General features: G+C 44.4%; 17 protein-coding genes. All 17 read right to left on the bottom strand.

The window, feature by feature from the left end; genetic code table 11:
- Positions 1-6 precede the first annotated feature (6 nt).
- Positions 7-2,463: a glycogen/starch/alpha-glucan phosphorylase gene (locus P5V12_RS00910; RefSeq protein WP_316955355.1), complete on the bottom strand. Its 2,457-nt coding sequence runs from the start codon at positions 2,461-2,463 to the stop codon at positions 7-9.
- Positions 2,464-2,494: 31 nt separating this feature from the next.
- On the bottom strand, positions 2,495-4,633 hold the full coding sequence (gene glgX / locus P5V12_RS00905) for a glycogen debranching protein GlgX (RefSeq protein WP_316955354.1): 2,139 nt from the start codon (positions 4,631-4,633) through the stop codon (positions 2,495-2,497).
- A 17-nt stretch (positions 4,634-4,650) separates the two neighbouring features.
- Positions 4,651-6,846 carry a 1,4-alpha-glucan branching protein GlgB gene (glgB, locus tag P5V12_RS00900; RefSeq protein ID WP_316955353.1) on the bottom strand — a complete coding sequence of 732 codons (2,196 nt, stop codon included), beginning with the start codon at positions 6,844-6,846 and terminating at the stop codon, positions 4,651-4,653.
- 38 nt (positions 6,847-6,884) lie between these two features.
- Entirely contained in the window at positions 6,885-8,987 is a 2,103-nt protein-coding gene (gene malQ, locus P5V12_RS00895) for a 4-alpha-glucanotransferase (protein WP_316955352.1), read from the bottom strand.
- Between the two features lie 296 nt (positions 8,988-9,283).
- The gene (gene rplQ, locus P5V12_RS00890) at positions 9,284-9,685 is read right to left on the bottom strand and encodes a 50S ribosomal protein L17 (protein ID WP_316955351.1); all 402 of its coding nucleotides are present in this window, start codon (positions 9,683-9,685) and stop codon (positions 9,284-9,286) included.
- Positions 9,686-9,759: 74 nt separating this feature from the next.
- On the bottom strand, positions 9,760-10,749 hold the full coding sequence (locus P5V12_RS00885; protein ID WP_316955350.1) for a DNA-directed RNA polymerase subunit alpha: 990 nt from the start codon (positions 10,747-10,749) through the stop codon (positions 9,760-9,762).
- A 29-nt stretch (positions 10,750-10,778) separates the two neighbouring features.
- Positions 10,779-11,399, bottom strand: coding sequence for a 30S ribosomal protein S4 (gene rpsD, locus P5V12_RS00880; RefSeq protein WP_316955349.1), 621 nt, complete (start codon positions 11,397-11,399; stop codon positions 10,779-10,781).
- A 12-nt stretch (positions 11,400-11,411) separates the two neighbouring features.
- Positions 11,412-11,807, bottom strand: a complete 396-nt coding sequence (gene rpsK, locus P5V12_RS00875; protein WP_316955348.1) for a 30S ribosomal protein S11 — start codon at positions 11,805-11,807, stop codon at positions 11,412-11,414.
- A gap of 41 nt (positions 11,808-11,848) precedes the next feature.
- Positions 11,849-12,205, bottom strand: coding sequence for a 30S ribosomal protein S13 (gene rpsM, locus P5V12_RS00870; protein ID WP_316955347.1), 357 nt, complete (start codon positions 12,203-12,205; stop codon positions 11,849-11,851).
- A 207-nt stretch (positions 12,206-12,412) separates the two neighbouring features.
- Complete coding sequence (gene rpmJ / locus P5V12_RS00865; RefSeq protein WP_316955346.1) at positions 12,413-12,529, bottom strand: 50S ribosomal protein L36; 117 nt, start codon at positions 12,527-12,529, stop codon at positions 12,413-12,415.
- A gap of 33 nt (positions 12,530-12,562) precedes the next feature.
- Positions 12,563-13,894: a preprotein translocase subunit SecY gene (gene secY, locus P5V12_RS00860; protein WP_316955345.1), complete on the bottom strand. Its 1,332-nt coding sequence runs from the start codon at positions 13,892-13,894 to the stop codon at positions 12,563-12,565.
- A gap of 30 nt (positions 13,895-13,924) precedes the next feature.
- Positions 13,925-14,365 (bottom strand): 50S ribosomal protein L15, encoded by a 441-nt coding sequence (gene rplO, locus P5V12_RS00855; protein ID WP_316955344.1) that lies wholly within the window; start codon positions 14,363-14,365, stop codon positions 13,925-13,927.
- A gap of 1 nt (position 14,366) precedes the next feature.
- Positions 14,367-14,552 carry a 50S ribosomal protein L30 gene (rpmD, locus tag P5V12_RS00850; protein ID WP_316955343.1) on the bottom strand — a complete coding sequence of 62 codons (186 nt, stop codon included), beginning with the start codon at positions 14,550-14,552 and terminating at the stop codon, positions 14,367-14,369.
- A 42-nt stretch (positions 14,553-14,594) separates the two neighbouring features.
- Positions 14,595-15,110, bottom strand: a complete 516-nt coding sequence (gene rpsE / locus P5V12_RS00845; protein ID WP_316955342.1) for a 30S ribosomal protein S5 — start codon at positions 15,108-15,110, stop codon at positions 14,595-14,597.
- Positions 15,111-15,120: 10 nt separating this feature from the next.
- Entirely contained in the window at positions 15,121-15,471 is a 351-nt protein-coding gene (gene rplR, locus P5V12_RS00840) for a 50S ribosomal protein L18 (protein ID WP_316955341.1), read from the bottom strand.
- A 53-nt stretch (positions 15,472-15,524) separates the two neighbouring features.
- Positions 15,525-16,058 carry a 50S ribosomal protein L6 gene (gene rplF, locus P5V12_RS00835; protein WP_316955340.1) on the bottom strand — a complete coding sequence of 178 codons (534 nt, stop codon included), beginning with the start codon at positions 16,056-16,058 and terminating at the stop codon, positions 15,525-15,527.
- A gap of 44 nt (positions 16,059-16,102) precedes the next feature.
- Positions 16,103-16,501 (bottom strand): 30S ribosomal protein S8, encoded by a 399-nt coding sequence (gene rpsH / locus P5V12_RS00830; RefSeq protein WP_316955339.1) that lies wholly within the window; start codon positions 16,499-16,501, stop codon positions 16,103-16,105.

Below are 16,501 nucleotides of genomic sequence, written 5' to 3'. Positions count from 1 at the left end.
CATTATTCATCGTTTTTTAATTCCCCAAATATCTTTCGCATATTCGGAGATTGTTCTATCACTTGAAAAGTGGCCGCTGGCGGCGGTATTGAGAATGCTGGATTTTATCCATTCTTGTTTATTCTGATAATAATCCGCAGCTTTGTTTTGCGCCTGCACATATGCCCGAAAATCCGCCGCCACCATCCACGGATCATAAGCATTGCGAATTGAATGAATAATGGGATCAAATATTCCAGGCTCAAACAAACTAAAGTGGCCGCACTCTAAAAGATTCATAACACGATTTAAGTCTGTGTCATTACTGATTATAGTACTTGGATCATTTCTAGCACGGTAATCGGCAATTTCCTCTTCTTTTAATCCGAACAGGAAGAAATGATCTTCACCAACCGCATCTAAAATTTCAATATTGGCACCATCGTAAGTACCAATAGTTAACGCACCGTTCATCATAAACTTCATGTTACCGGTACCAGATGCTTCCTTACCTGCGGTGGAAATCTGCTCGGATAGATCAGTACCCGGACAAATAACTTCCATTGCCGATACTCTATAGTTCGGCAAAAAGACCAGTTTTAATCTTTCTGATACTTTTTTATCCGAATTAATGACCTGAGCAACATTACTTGTTAATTTAATAATCAATTTAGCTAAAGCATAACCAGGAGCGGCTTTACCACCCAGCAACACACATCTCGGATGAACACTGTCCTCTTCCCCCCGAATTATTCGGTCATAAAGATGGATAACATGCAGGAGGTTCATCAATTGTCTTTTGTACTCATGAATACGTTTAACCTGGACGTCAAACATAAAACTGGTATCAAAATCCACATTGCATTTATCTTTAACCAGTTGTGCAAGTGCTTTTTTATTGTCCTGTTTAACCTCAAACCATTTTTCACGAAACGAAGCGTCTCCGGCGTACTCGCCAATATTTTTAATATCGCTGAAGTTCGTTACCCAGCTATCACCTATTGCATCTGAAACTAAATTACCTAAACGGGGATTACAATGAGACAACCAACGACGAGGTGTTACCCCATTTGTTTTATTATTAAATTTCTCCGGCCATAACTCGTAAAAGTCTTTAAATAAACCCGAGGTTAATAATTGTGAGTGAAGCGCAGCCACACCATTGACCGAAAAACTGCCGGCAATAGCCAGGTAGGCCATTCGCACATTGGGTTCATGGCCTTCTTCGATAATAGACATGCGTCTTTGACGATCCACGTCTCCTGGCCATCGATGAGCAACAACGGCCATGAAGCGCGCATTGATTTCGTAAATAATATCCAACAGTCTTGGCAGAAGCTCGCCAACCAAACGTACTGACCACTTTTCCAAGGCTTCCGGCAATAGCGTGTGGTTGGTATAGGCCATCGTTTTAGTGGTAATTTCCCAAGCCTCATCCCAATCGAGGATATATTCATCAACGAGAATACGCATCAATTCAGCAACAGCCAAAGTAGGATGCGTGTCGTTTAACTGAAAACAGTGGTAGTTGGCAAACTCGGAAAAATCTTCTCCGTTTCGCTTCACCCAATCAGAAATTACATCCTGTAAGCTTGCAGAGGCCAGAAAGTATTGCTGCCTTAAACGCAGCTCTTTACCACTCTCACTCGTATCGTTTGGATAGAGCACCATGGTGATCTGTTCGGCCAGATTTTTCTGGGCAACTGCATCGGAATAGTCGCCTTCGTTAAATTCCTGCAAATTAAATTCATCTGTTGCAGCCGCTTTCCACAACCTTAAGGTATTGACGACATCGTTATTGTAACCAGGGATTGGCATATCATAAGGGATGGCAAGAACATCCTGAGTATCTACCCAACGCGCAAATATTTTGCCTTTGGCATTATGTAAAAATTCAGTACGCCCGTAGAATTTAATGCGGCGTGTTCGACCAAGCCGTTCGATCTCCCAAGGGTTTCCTTCAACCAACCAGTGATCAGGTTGCTCCACTTGCCGTCCTTCACAAAGACTTTGATGGAACATACCGTATTCATAGCGAATGCCATAACCACGCACAGGCAAATTAAGGGTTGCGCAGCTATCCATAAAACACGCGGCGAGTCGACCTAAACCACCATTACCCAAACCGGCATCCCGCTCTTCGCTTTCAATATCTTCCAGGCGACAGCCAAAATCCGCGAGCGCCTGTCGCACGGACTCTTCAACATCCAGGTTTAAGATAGCGTTATGTAAACTTCGACCAAGCAAGAACTCTAGAGAAAGATAGAAAACGCGTTTAGGCTTGTCTTGAATCTCTGCTTCACGGGTTAATCGCCAACGCTCCATCAAACGATCTCGAACAGTTAGCGACAGAGCCGTTAACATATACCCTTGTTGCTCATCGGTATTGAAACGACCTAAGGTGTAGTTAAAATGGCGATGTAAATCACTGGTAACCTGTTCGGCATCGTTACTTAATACAGGGCCTGGTAGATCTGCGTTCATAAGCTTCCCCAGTTAAAACAAAAAATGAGTATTACATTTCAAACTTCGCCGCAAATAGTTGCATGGTCTTAGCATTCAGTTCCACTGAACTTACGGCGGAAAAACTGGTATTCCTTGGCAAGCCATCAGAAAAATAGGTATCTAATAGACAGTGCCATTCTTTAATATTGGGATCTCTCGGCAGTGTAAAGACAACACTATCCGAACTGGCATTAAATAAAATTAAAAGTCTTTCCGGCTCGATATCTGCATCTTTATCAAGCGGCTTGGCATCCAGAATCCAACCTAAACTTTGGGTAAATTGTTCCGTCCACTGACGCTCCTGCATCTCCTCGCCCGACTCTGAAATCCAGCGAACACACTGCACAACACCTTCTGTTTGCTCATCGGGTAGATGGATATATTTGGGTGCAGTGAACATAGGATATCGACGGCGTAACGAAATCAGGTAGCGGGTAAATAACTGTAAATCCCTGCCGTCGTTATCGATGCATTGCCAGTCCAACCAATTAATTTCGTTGTCCTGACAATAGGCATTGTTGTTGCCTTTTTGTGAGCGCCCTAATTCGTCCCCGGCCAGCAGCATAGGGGTCCCTTGTGACAAAAATAAGGTGGCCAGAAAATTTCTTTTTTGTCGACCACGTAACGTCACCACCTTTAGGTCATCGCTATCACCTTCCACACCGTAGTTATCACTAAAGTTTGCGTGATGACCATCTTTGTTTTGTTCTTTATTCGCTTCGTTATGCCGTTCTTTGTATGTAACTAAGTCCGTTAACGTAAAGCCATCGTGACTGGCGATAAAATTGATACAGGATGAAGGCCCACGACCATTGTGCTCAAAGAGTTCGCTTGAACCATGAATACGAGTGGCAAATTCGGGCAGCATACCGGGATCCCCCCGCCAGAATTTCCGGCAAGTATCTCGATAACGGTCATTCCATTCGGCCCAACCAGATGGATAGTTTCCTAACTGGTAACCCCCTGGGCCAATATCCCAAGGCTCAGCGATAAGCTTGCACTGTCCCAACGTGGGGTCCTGACGGATTGCATCGAAGAAGCCACTACCAGGATCGAAGCCATGCGCTTCCCTACCAAGTACCGTAGCCAAATCAAAACGAAAACCATCAACCCCCATCTCATCAGCCCAGTACCGCAAACTGTCCATAACCATTTGCAGTACACGAGGGTGTTTCACATTTAACGTGTTACCACAACCGGTATCATTTGCATAAAAACGCGCATCGTGACTTTGCAGTACATAATATGAAGCGTTGTCGATTCCACGAAAAGAAAGGGTTGGCCCCAGATGGTTACCCTCAGCGGTATGGTTGTAGACAACATCAAGAATTATTTCTAAACCTTCTGCGTGGAAGGCATCCACCATTTCTCGAAATTCTTTTCGAGAGCCACCGCTGATATAACCGTGGTGAGGAGAGAAAAAGTGCAGCGTGTTGTAGCCCCAATAATTGGAAAGGCCTTGCGACACCAAAAAATGCTCGTCAATAAATCCGTGAATCGGTAATAGCTCGACGGATGTCACACCCAACTGTTTTAGGTATTTAATAACATTCGGGTGGGATAACCCGGCAAACGTACCTCGCTGATTTGCCGGAACCTCCAGATTAAGCTGAGTAAAACCCCGGACATGGGTTTCATAAATAACCGTTTCCCGCCAGGGTACTTTCGGTTTAGGAGGTCTTGGTGAATCTGAATGAAACTCATCTTGCGCGACAACAACACACTTAGGCATTTCCCTGCTGTTGTCACGGTCATCAAGAATAAGATCCTGTTGTGGGTGCTCGGCATTGTAACCGTACATAATACTGGCCCAATGAAAAACCCCGTCAATTTTTTTCGCGTAAGGGTCAAGCAATAATTTATTGCTGTTAAATCTATGACCCCGTTGAGGTTCATAGGGACCATGTACCCGATAACCATATAAGGCACCAGGTTCGAGCCCTTCAACATATACATGCCAAACTTGGTCCGTACAATATTTTAAATCGATCCTCGCAATTTCGTTCTGCCCGATCTCATCAAATAAACATAGCTGTACGGATTCCGCATGAGCTGAGAAGAGCGCGAAGTTAACCCCTCCGTCTTCGCTGGTAGCACCGAGTGGATACGGTGAACCTTCTCGAGTTTTATATATTTTTTTGTCGTTCATTACTCAATGCGTTTTGTCTATTGCAATTCAAAAATGATGGATGCAAGTGGCGGAATAGTGACATTAATTGAGTGTTTTCGATAATGCCAGGAAACCTCTTCCGACATCACGCCACCACCATTGCCTTTGTTACCTCCTCCATAAATATCGCTATCGGTATTAAGAAGCTCGACATAATAGCCGGGCTCATTCACACCAACTCGATAATCCTCCCTTAATACCGGCGTAAAATTGGAAATAAATAGTAGCGAGCGCCCGGTTTCTTCCGACTTACGGATAAAAATAAATACAGAGTTATGACGGTCATCCGCCTCTACCCACTCAAAACCTTTTTCTTCGCTGTCGTTGTGATACAAAGCTTCGCGAGACATATAGATATTGTTTAGGTCCCGCACCAGATTTTGAATACCTCGATGCTCCTTAATACCCAATTGGTGCCACTCTAAGCCAGTGTTATGGTTCCATTCCGGACCTTGCCCAAACTCGCTTCCCATAAATAACAATTTCTTGCCTGGGTGCCCCCACATAAACGAATAGTAAGCACGCAAGTTGGCAAATTGCTGCCAGGCGTCTCCTGGCATACGGGATAAAATAGAGCCTTTACCGTGAACAACTTCATCATGACTCAACGGTAAAATAAAATTCTCACTGAACGCGTAATACAGACTGAATGTCATATCGTGATGATGATATTGCCTGTGAATAGGTTCTTTCGACATAAACTCCAGACTGTCATTCATCCATCCCATATTCCACTTAAAGCCGAAACCCAGTCCACCATAATGCACAGGTTTAGATACGCCTGGCCATGCTGTCGACTCTTCAGCAACCATCATTGTGTCAGGAAAGTTTTGATAGACTCGCGCATTAACATTCCGAATAAAATCTATGGCTTCAAGATTTTCCCGCCCACCATAAATATTGGGAATCCACTCTCCTTCATTACGGCTGTAGTCCAGATACAACATGGAGGCCACAGCATCCACACGCAGGCCGTCGATATGGAATTCCGATAACCAATAAAGCGCGTTAGCCATAAGATAGTTAGCCACTTCCTTACGACCGTAATTAAAAATATAGGTATTCCAGTCCGGGTGAAAACCCTGACGTGCATCGGCATGCTCATATAATGGTGTGCCATCAAAACGCCCAAGCCCGTGCCCATCGGTTGGGAAATGCCCGGGAACCCAATCAATTAACACAGCGATGCCGGATTGGTGGCAACAGTCAACAAAATATTTAAAGTCATCGGGGGAACCAAAGCGGCTAGTCGGTGCATACAAACCAACAGGCTGATATCCCCAAGAACCATCGAAAGGGAATTCGCTCACTGGCATTAATTGCAAATGCGTAAACCCCATATCCTTAACATAAGGAATAAGCTCTTCCGCCAATTCGCGATACGTCAGGTAACGATTACCTTCTTCCGTTTTACGCTTCCATGAACCAAGATGAACTTCGTAAATTGCGATAGGGCCGGCACGATGCGTTCTCCAATGTCGTTCACCTTTCCAGCCTTCGTCTTGCCACTCATAGCTTTTATCATCGACAACAACCGAAGCCTGGTCAGGGGGAAGTTGCGCACCAAAGCCATATGGATCTGCTTTATGAGGTAAAAGGTGTCCGTCGGCCCCCCGAACTTCGTATTTATATAAATCTCCTGCCTTTATTCCTGGTATAAAGACTTCCCATATTCCGCTGGGTATATGTTTGCGCATCATATGCTTGCGCCCATCCCAGAAATTGAAATCCCCCACTACAGAAACACGACGGGCGTTAGGTGCCCACACGCAAAAACGACAACCTTCAACACCATCAATGGAAATCAAATGAGCGCCCATAAACTGGTAAACGGCTTCATGAGTGCCTTCACCAAATAAATATAAATCCTGCTCACCGATAGTTGACCCAAATCGATAGGGATCTTCAAAAATCAAGTCTTCGCTATTTACATAGGATGCTTTAATTAAATAGCGATCAAAAAAGTCTTGCTCTAGTACCGCAACATAAATGCCCGCTTCATGGATACGTTCCAATCGGGCTACTACGCTCTTAGTGTTATAATCAAGGATTTCCACGCTTGTCGCGTTAGGAAGAAAGGTTCTGATGGCAATTTTATTTGCATCAACTTTATGCTGCCCCAAGTAAGCAAAGATATCTTCACAATCTGCATTCACAATGGACTGAATTATGTCATTAGACAGAACATCCATAACCTGAATTCACCTTATCTAGTTTTCGATTTTTACCGTTACGATTTTCTTATTTCTGAAATATCTCGCAACAATGCGTCAATGTTTTTATCTTCAAAAATTGTTTTTATATTGACAGATATTTTTCTCTGCCAGTTATCATACTCTTTAAATGTGCCGGGGACATTTACTGGATCTTCCATCAACAATAAATCTTCCAGCTGTATAACAAAGAACTTCGATGCAACCTTTGATGAAAGCTTCAGTATCGCGAATACCAGAGCCTGATCGGCCTCTTCTTTTAGATCACGCTCCTGCCAATGCTGCGGACATAGACCGTGATGTTTTAACATATTAATTATCTGGCATTTGTCTTCATAGCGCTCTTTCATCAGCTGTTCATAGCTTATTCCCTCTTCGAGCAAATTGAGCTGGTCACGTAAAGCCAAATCGCTGCCTACCCACCAACTGGCTAAGGTAGGAACATCGTGGTTATCAACCATCGCCAGTGCATGGCTTTCATAATTTTCAGGCTGTTTAAACCAGTTTCCCTGCTTTTCGAAATACACAACTTTATTCGTAAAAATTTTGGCCCGGCATATCGCATCACGAAACTCGCTTGGAACCACACCCAAATCTTCACCGATAATAGCGCATTGATTTAAGTAACTCTCCAGCAACAACAACCCCAACATTTCTTCGAACGAGTAATAAACGTATGCACCGTGATCCGCAGTTTGTCCAGGAGGACACCACCACAAACGCATTAGACTCATAGCGTGGTCGATACGTAATGCACCACAATGTTGCATATTTTCTCGCAACAGACTTATATAGTGTGCGTAACCCGTTTCCCTAAGATGCATAGGATCCATTGGTGGCAGTCCCCAGTTTTGCCCTTGTTGAGCAAAAGGATCCGGCGGCGCACCTACTGCGGCTGCTTCGCAAAAAAGATTCGGGTTACTGGTTACTTCCGCGCCACCGGCATCGGCTCCCACTGCCAGGTCGCGGATCAAACCAACTTGCATTCCCAACTTCAACGCATGCTGCTGACAAAATTCAAGCTGACGCTCAGCTAACCACTGAAGATAACAATGAAATACCACTTGCCGATCAAAGTCATGATCGGTTAAAAATGGATTATTTTTCGCTTCCCAAACAGCGTAATTTTGCAACGGCTCACCTTCTTCCTGAAGGTAATCAAAAAATTCTTTTGCTCGAGCTGAACGTGCCTTTATATGTTGATCGTCGAAGATAGTAAAGAGAAGTTCGAAAGCACTGTATTTAATTTTTTTAACTTCTTCATAATTGACTTTATCAGTCAATCTTAGCTCTTCAGCTTTTTTCTGAAGCGCTGCAAAATGGCCGGCACTCGCAGACTCACCAGACACGAGGGTACGGCTTTCTTCAACAAATTCTGGATCAATATATAAAGGGTTAATAAAGCGTCGATCAGAAGGACTATAAGGGCTGCAGTTATGGGAAACATCCGGCAACAACGCATGCAAAGGGTTGAGCCCGATACATCCCGCACCTTTAGCGGCGGTTTTTTCAATTAACAGTTTCAAATCGGAGAAATCACCAATCCCCCAGTTTCTATCCGACCTTAGGGTATATAACTGGATAATTGTGCCCCATATCCTCTCCCCTCTCTCAGACCACTCGGGTTGGTATGCTTTCTTTGGCACATAAGCCAGGGTTGACGTCTGACTTTTCCCCTCAGCGGTAATCGTCAGCGAATAATAGTTTGGCGATAAATCTGTAATAACGTGAAAATGACGGGAATATCGCTCTCCCTGGTATAGATAATCGCCCACTTCGTCCAGCTCAACTGGAGTGAAGCTGCCTTTTTTGACCACTTTCCCCTCAAGACTAACCTCCCACTGAAATAATGTCTTTAACTCTGCGGGCGATACATTCAGGTAAAAACCTTGTCGGCCAAAACTGGGAGAAACAATGATAGATGGCATCCACTTCGTCCATGGAGCAACATCAAGATCGTATGCTTGTTTGTCGATTGTTTTTTGATCGGAAAGATCGGCACCCATCGCTTTTAACAAGTTAACCCGGTATTCGTGAGGAACCTTTACGTATTCTCCCCGGTAATTATGGTAACTGTCGGCTATTCCACGCCAATAAAACAGCTGATCCAAAGAGCTCATAGCTTTTCGCCTATAAAAATGAACTGCGTTACAAGTGGGCAGTTTTCTCTTGTTTTCTGCCCGTGCCATTGGAGGTATCTTTGACGCATTGTTGTAATGTTGAAGGTGCCTTTTGGCATGAGATCAATTATTTTGCGAACAAATTGATATTAGCAGAGAAAATTTGATTTTGCGCCGAATCGGCGAGTTTTTAAGAGGTTTGATGGACAGTTTGCGAAGAATTTTCGATGCCAGATTTCAGGCAAAAAAAAGCCGGCTATTAAACCGGCATTTTGACATTTTTTTAAGCTTTACGACTATTCAGCTGCGGCAGCTTCTGTTTCCGCTTCGCCCGCTCCAGCTGGTCGACCAACCAACTCAACGTAAGCCATAGGCGCTTTGTCACCGGCACGGTAACCGCACTTCAAGATGCGAAGATAACCGCCTGGACGCCCTTCGTAACGTGGGCCAAGCTCGTTAAACAATTTGCCTACCGCAGTTTTGCTACGCAAGCGGTCAAAAGCCAAACGACGATTAGCTACAGAGTCACTTTTAGCCAAAGTAATAATTGGCTCAGCATGACGGCGTAGTTCCTTCGCCTTAGGCAACGTAGTCTTAATAAGCTCATGCTCAACCAAAGAAGCAACCATGTTGCGGAACATTGCTTTTCTGTGTGAGCTATTTCTGTTTAATTGACGTCCACTTTGACGATGACGCATGACGATAACCCTTTAACCTATTGCTATCTCAGCAATTTAAATGAATGGGTCAGGCAAAACCCGACCCAATACTATTAGTCTCCAGTCTTCAAACTTGCAGGCGGCCAGTTTTCTAGACGCATGCCAAGTGATAGACCTCTCGATGCCAAAACGTCTTTAATCTCAGTAAGAGATTTTTTACCCAGATTTGGCGTTTTAAGTAATTCTACTTCAGTGCGCTGAATAAGATCACCAATGTAGTAGATATTTTCAGCTTTCAAACAGTTTGCTGAACGAACGGTAAGTTCAAGATCATCAACTGGACGAAGCAAGATAGGATCAATTTGATCTTCTTTTTGCTCTGGCTCAGCTTCTTTCTCACCTTCCAGATCAACAAATACAGCTAATTGCTGCTGTAGGATCGTAGCGGCGCGACGGATAGCCTCTTCTGGATCCAATGTACCGTTTGTTTCCAAATCCAGTACCAATTTATCCAGGTCAGTTCGTTGCTCCACACGAGCACTCTCAACTGTATATGCCAATCGCACTACGGGGCTAAACGAAGCGTCGAGGCGGAGACGGCCAATTGCCCGACTTTCCTCTTCGTCCGTTTCACGAGCATCCGCAGGCTGGTAACCCCGACCGCGATTAATACCCAACTTCATGTTTAAAGCCACATCTGCAGTGATGTTAGCGAGTATCAAATCTGGATTAAGGATTTCCACATCGTGATCCAGCTGAATATCTGCAGCAGTAACCACACCAGGACCTTGTTTACTTAGGCTCAGCGTTGCTGAATCTTTACCATGCATAACAACTGCAAGGTTTTTAAGATTCAAAAGGATTTCGATTACATCCTCTTGAACCCCTTCGATTGCACTGTATTCGTGTTGAACACCTTCGATTTCGACATCGGTTACGGCGCAACCTGGCATCGACGAAAGTAGGATTCGACGCAACGCGTTACCCAGAGTGTGGCCAAATCCACGCTCCAGAGGCTCCAATACAACCTTAGCTCTAGTTGGAGCTATTTCAGTTACATCGATATGACGCGGCGTCAAAAATTCATTCACAGCACTCTGCATAAACACACCTGTTTTAGGTTGATATTTCCTTACTTCGAGTAAAGCTCTACGATAAGGTTTTCGTTGATTTCTGCGGGTAGATCTTCACGATCTGGGACACGCTTAAAGGTGCCTTCTTTTTTGTCAGAATTGACATCAACCCAATCAACATCGCCGCGTTGAGCTGCGATACCTAGAGCGTTTTGAATACGAAGTTGGTTCTTTGACTTCTCACGAACGGCAACAACATCGCCTTCAGCTACTTGGAAGGAAGGAATGTTAACAACTTGGCCGTTTACCGTAATAGACTTGTGGGATACAAGCTGACGAGACTCTGAACGAGTAGCACCAAAGCCCATACGATACACAACATTGTCTAAACGGCATTCTAGAAGCTTAAGCAGGTTTTCACCTGTTGCGCCTTTACGACGTGCAGCTTCTTTATAGTAGCCACGGAATTGTTTTTCCAGTACGCAGTAAATACGACGTACTTTTTGCTTCTCACGAAGCTGAACACCATAGTCAGATAAACGACCGCGGCGCTGACCGTGCTGGCCTGGACCAGTTTCGGCTTTACATTTTGACTCAAGAGGACGAGCGCCACTCTTAAGGAACAAATCTGTGCCTTCACGGCGAGATAATTTACAGGTAGGACCTAGATAACGAGCCATGATTCTCCCTCCTTACACTCGACGTTTTTTAGGTGGACGACAACCGTTGTGAGGGATTGGCGTAACATCAGTAATATTGTTGATTTTAAATCCAACATTATTAAGTGAACGTACTGCCGACTCACGACCGGGCCCTGGACCTTTAACTTCAACGTCAAGGTTCTTTACACCATATTCTTGTGCGGCAACGCCTGCACGCTCTGCAGCTACCTGAGCAGCAAAAGGTGTACTTTTACGAGAACCACGGAAACCTGAACCACCAGCCGTTGCCCATGAAAGTGCATTACCCTGGCGATCTGTAATAGTTACGATAGTGTTGTTGAACGAAGCGTGGATATGAGCAACGCCATCAACAACGGTCTTTTTGACCTTTTTCTTTGTTGCGGATTTACCACTTGGCTTAGCCATAGCAATATTTTCCTAACCTAATTCTGTTAATGATTATCCAATTACTTTTTAATTGGCTTGCGAGGACCTTTACGAGTACGAGCGTTAGTTTTTGAACGCTGACCACGTACTGGCAAGTTTCTGCGGTGACGGATACCGCGATAGCATCCCAAGTCCATCAAACGCTTGATGTTCATGGAGATTTCTCTACGCAAATCACCTTCAACAGCTAACTTAGCAACTTCGGTACGGATAGAATCCATTTCGGCTTCATCTAGTTCGCCGATTTTCTTGGACTCTGGTACGCCTGTCGCTGCAAGAATCTGCTTTGCAGTCGTTTTTCCTACACCATAAACATAGGTTAGGGAAATCACGGCATGTTTATTATCTGGTATGTTGACACCAGCTATACGAGCCATTCAATTTACTCCGATATAGATACGATATTCAGTGTTAACAGCAGCTTAAGCCACTCCGCACCCTAAAAAGCGCGCAAGAATAGCGATTAAGTCACCAAATTGCAATAGTTAAGGAGTTTCCTCACCCAACGACAGTTAACACCTCCAATTTATCAACGCTTGAAACGTTGAAAGGTCTGGCCGGGCGGCCAGACCTGAATGCCTTAATTAGCCTTGTCTTTGCTTATGACGAGGCTCTGCAGAGCAGATTACACGCAAAGAACCTTTGCGACGAATCACTTTGCAGTTACGACACATTTTTTTTACTGAAGCACGAACCTTCATGACATTACCTCAATAGTGAAAACTTTTTTACGCCTACCGGCCACGCCCATAACTTTGTAAGTTTGCCTTCTTCAATACTGAGTCGTACTGATGAGACATTAAGTGCGATTGAACCTGAGACATAAAATCCATAACCACAACAACAGCGATCAACAGAGACGTACCACCCAAATAGAAGGGGATATTAGCTGAGGCTGTTAAAAACTGCGGTAATAATGCCACCGCAGAGATGTATATTGACCCAACCACAGTAAGACGAGTCAAAACACTATCAATATACTTTGCTGATTGCTCCCCTGGACGAATCCCCGGGATATATGCACCACCCTTTTTCAAGTTGTCTGCAACTTCTTTTGGGTTGTACATCATTGCTGTATATATAAAGCAAAAAGCAATAATTAAGGTACCAAACAGGACAAAGTTAAGCGGCTGTCCTGGGCCAATAGCTAATGCAATCTCTTGTAGAATCTCTGCAGTCTTACCTTCACTTGAAGAACCGAACCACTGAAGAATAGTGGTAGGGAAAAGCAGGATACTACTGGCAAAAATCACAGGGATAACACCAGCCATATTAATTTTTAATGGCAGATGGCTAGTCTGCGCAGCATAAGCCTGACGCCCTTGTTGGCGACGAGCGTACTGGATAGTAATCCGACGCTGGCCTCGCTCCATCAACACGATAAATGCTGTTACAGCAACAAGTAAACCGGTCAAGATAAGCAGTACAATCAGGTGTAGATCACCCTGTCTCGCGCTTTCGAACGCTTGACCAATAGCTCCTGGCAAACCAGCAACAATACCTGCGAAGATAATCATCGAGATACCGTTACCAATTCCTCTTTCTGTTACCTGTTCGCCCAACCACATAAGGAAAACCGATCCAGTAACTAAAGAAGAAACCGCAACCACATATAAGCTCAGCATGCTCATACCTGGATAGGCATTGCCTTTCATACTTGAAACAAAAACAAACGCCTGAACAGTCGCTAACGCAACCGTCAAATAACGTGTGTATTGGCTTATTTTTCTTCTACCAGCATCGCCCTCTTTCTTTAGCTGTTCTAAAGAAGGGGTCACAGCGGTCATCATCTGCATGATAATCGACGCAGAGATATAAGGCATAATCCCCAGAGCAAGTATACTCATCCTTTCAAAAGCACCACCGGAGAACATGTTAAACATCCCCAAAATGGTACCCTGATTCTGGTTTAGCAACTGTGCCACTCGCTCAGGATCCATTCCCGGAACCGGGATATGAGTTCCTACACGATAAACGACTATCGCTAAGAATAAAAACTTAAGGCGAGCCCAAAGCTCGCCTAAACCTTTCTGATTTCCTAGTGGCAAATTACCTGGCGTTGCCATTTAACCCTCGCTATTTGCGATGGCAGGCTCTTATGCCTGCTCTTCTACTTTACCGCCAGCTGCTTCAATGGCAGCTTTAGCACCTTTAGTTACCGCTAAGCCTTTTACTGTAACTGCCTTCTTAAGCTCACCGGATAGGAAGACTTTAACACGTTTTGTGTTTTCACCGATAACATCAGCGGCTTTTAACGCTGCAATATCGACTAGTTCACCTTCCACTTTATTTAGCTCAGCTAAACGTACTTCTTCGGTAACACGTCCAATACGACTGCTAAAACCGTATTTTGGTAGACGCTTTTGAAGTGGCATCTGACCACCTTCGAAACCTGGTTTAACTGTACCACCGGAACGGGACTTAAGACCTTTATGACCACGTCCACATGTTTTACCCAGTCCACTACCAATACCGCGACCAACGCGCTTCTTGCTGGTAGTACTTCCAGGAGCAGGACTCAAAGTATTTAAACGCATCTTACTCTCCTTCCACCTGCACCATGTAATTGACTTTGTTGATCATACCGCGAACAGATGGAGTATCTTCCACTTCTACGGTGTGACCGATTCTACGTAAACCAAGACCGCTAATACATGCTTGGTGCGCCTTTAAACGCCCAGCAACGCTTTTGGTTTGAGTAACTTTTACCGTCTTTTTAGCCATGACTTCAATCGCTCAACAAATTGCCACCGAAAGAGTGGGGCATTAATTCAAAATTTCTTCGATGTTTTTTCCACGCTTAGCAGCAACACTTTCCGGTGATGCCATAGCTCTCAGCGCTTCGAATGTCGCACGAACAACGTTAACAGGGTTCGTCGAACCGTAACATTTTGCCAATACGTTTTGTACGCCGGCAATTTCAAGAACGGCACGCATAGCACCACCAGCAATAACTCCAGTACCCTGAGAGGCTGGTTGCATGAATACTTTAGACGCTCCATGACGACCTTTAGTTGGATACTGAATGGTGTCACCATTTAGCTCAACCTGAATCATATTTCTGCGAGCTGCTTCCATCGCTTTTTGAATGGCGATAGGCACTTCACGAGCCTTACCACGACCAAAACCAACTTTACCATTTCCATCGCCAACAACGGTCAGAGCTGTAAAACCGAAGATACGACCACCTTTTACAGTTTTAGCAACGCGGTTTACTTGAACAAGCTTCTCTTGCAAGCCTTCTTGCGCTGCTACGTTGTTGTCTTTTTCATTTGTAGACATAACTCAACCTTTAGAATTCCAGACCAGCTTCACGGGCAGCATCAGCCAATGCTTTAACCCGACCATGGTATTTAAACCCGCTTCGATCAAAAGCAACACCAGTAACGCCTGCTGCTTTAGCTCGCTCAGCAATCAGCTTTCCAACTTTTGCTGCAGCTTCGATATTGCCAGTTTTCTCACCACGTAAATCTTTTTCAACTGTAGAAGCAGAAGCTAGAACTTTATCCCCTTCAGCGTTGATAATTTGCGCATATATATGGCGTGGAGTGCGGTTTACGCACAATCGAGTTGCACGTAGTTCACGGATTTTCACACGTGAACGACGAGCTCTACGAATTCTTGACTGTTTCTTTACGTTCATACTTTATAAAACCTTCCAGATAGGTTTCTGCTCTCTAAGCTTCAAAAAGTTAATTATTTCTTCTTAGCTTCTTTACGACGTACATACTCATCGGAATAACGAACGCCTTTACCTTTATAAGGCTCTGGTGGACGGAAACCACGAATTTCTGCAGCCGCCTGACCAAGCAATTGCTTGTCAGCACTTTTAAGAACCACTTCAGTTTGGGTTGGCGTTTCTGCTGTTACGCCTTCAGGAAGCGTGTAATCAACAGGGTGTGAAAAACCTAAAGTAAGGTTCAATGTGTTACCAGATGCTTTCGCACGATAACCCACACCGTTTAGCTCAAGTTTCTTTTCAAAACCTTGAGATACACCGATAACCATATTGTTAACCAGCGCGCGCATAGTACCTGACAGTGCACGAGAAGTTTTCGCACCATCACGAGCAGCGAACAACAATGTTTTATCTTCTTCTTTTACTTCGACGCTATCGTGGATACGAAGCTCGAGAGTACCCATACCGCCTTTAACGGTTAGGTCTTGCCCTTTAAAAGTAACGTCCACACCTGCGGGCAATTCAACCGGACTATTTGCAACACGTGACATATCAAATACCTGTCAAAATCTTTTCAACTTGCCAAAAAGACAACTTAGAAAACTGTACAGAGAACTTCACCACCGACACCAGCTGCACGTGCTGCGCGGTCAGTCATAACACCTTTACTCGTGGAAACAATAGCAATGCCAAGTCCACCACGAACAGAAGGAAGTTCAGTTTTACCTGCGTAAGCTCTCAGGCCCGGACGACTATATCGAGACAACTCAGCAATTACTGGCTTACCTTCAAAATACTTAAGTTCGATATTCAGAACCGGTTTTGCAGGGTTAGTTTCGTCAACTGCGTAATCAGCGATATAACCCTCATCTTTCAAAACCTGCGCAACGTTACGCTTAAGCTTTGAACAAGGCATAGCAACGGAAGCCTTACCTACTTGTTGAGAGTTTCTGATGCGAGTTAGCATATCTGCTAACGGGTCTTGCATACTCAT

This window comes from Teredinibacter sp. KSP-S5-2, assembly GCF_032773895.1.
Lineage (GTDB): Bacteria > Pseudomonadota > Gammaproteobacteria > Pseudomonadales > Cellvibrionaceae.
The sequence above is the reverse complement of the archived record's forward strand: the minus strand, read 5'-3'. Positions and strand labels throughout refer to the sequence as shown.

Bases quoted from the DNA above. Each gene is read 5' to 3' on its own strand.
- P5V12_RS00910 (WP_316955355.1), bottom strand. From the start codon at position 2,463: ATGAACGCAGATCTACCAGGCCCTGTATTAAGTAACGATGCCGAACAG.
- glgX (WP_316955354.1), bottom strand. From the start codon at position 4,633: ATGAACGACAAAAAAATATATAAAACTCGAGAAGGTTCACCGTATCCA.
- glgB (WP_316955353.1), bottom strand. From the start codon at position 6,846: ATGGATGTTCTGTCTAATGACATAATTCAGTCCATTGTGAATGCAGAT.
- malQ (WP_316955352.1), bottom strand. From the start codon at position 8,987: ATGAGCTCTTTGGATCAGCTGTTTTATTGGCGTGGAATAGCCGACAGT.
- rplQ (WP_316955351.1), bottom strand. From the start codon at position 9,685: ATGCGTCATCGTCAAAGTGGACGTCAATTAAACAGAAATAGCTCACAC.
- P5V12_RS00885 (WP_316955350.1), bottom strand. From the start codon at position 10,749: ATGCAGAGTGCTGTGAATGAATTTTTGACGCCGCGTCATATCGATGTA.
- rpsD (WP_316955349.1), bottom strand. From the start codon at position 11,399: ATGGCTCGTTATCTAGGTCCTACCTGTAAATTATCTCGCCGTGAAGGC.
- rpsK (WP_316955348.1), bottom strand. From the start codon at position 11,807: ATGGCTAAGCCAAGTGGTAAATCCGCAACAAAGAAAAAGGTCAAAAAG.
- rpsM (WP_316955347.1), bottom strand. From the start codon at position 12,205: ATGGCTCGTATAGCTGGTGTCAACATACCAGATAATAAACATGCCGTG.
- rpmJ (WP_316955346.1), bottom strand. From the start codon at position 12,529: ATGAAGGTTCGTGCTTCAGTAAAAAAAATGTGTCGTAACTGCAAAGTG.
- secY (WP_316955345.1), bottom strand. From the start codon at position 13,894: ATGGCAACGCCAGGTAATTTGCCACTAGGAAATCAGAAAGGTTTAGGC.
- rplO (WP_316955344.1), bottom strand. From the start codon at position 14,365: ATGCGTTTAAATACTTTGAGTCCTGCTCCTGGAAGTACTACCAGCAAG.
- rpmD (WP_316955343.1), bottom strand. From the start codon at position 14,552: ATGGCTAAAAAGACGGTAAAAGTTACTCAAACCAAAAGCGTTGCTGGG.
- rpsE (WP_316955342.1), bottom strand. From the start codon at position 15,110: ATGTCTACAAATGAAAAAGACAACAACGTAGCAGCGCAAGAAGGCTTG.
- rplR (WP_316955341.1), bottom strand. From the start codon at position 15,471: ATGAACGTAAAGAAACAGTCAAGAATTCGTAGAGCTCGTCGTTCACGT.
- rplF (WP_316955340.1), bottom strand. From the start codon at position 16,058: ATGTCACGTGTTGCAAATAGTCCGGTTGAATTGCCCGCAGGTGTGGAC.
- rpsH (WP_316955339.1), bottom strand. From the start codon at position 16,501: ATGAGTATGCAAGACCCGTTAGCAGATATGCTAACTCGCATCAGAAAC.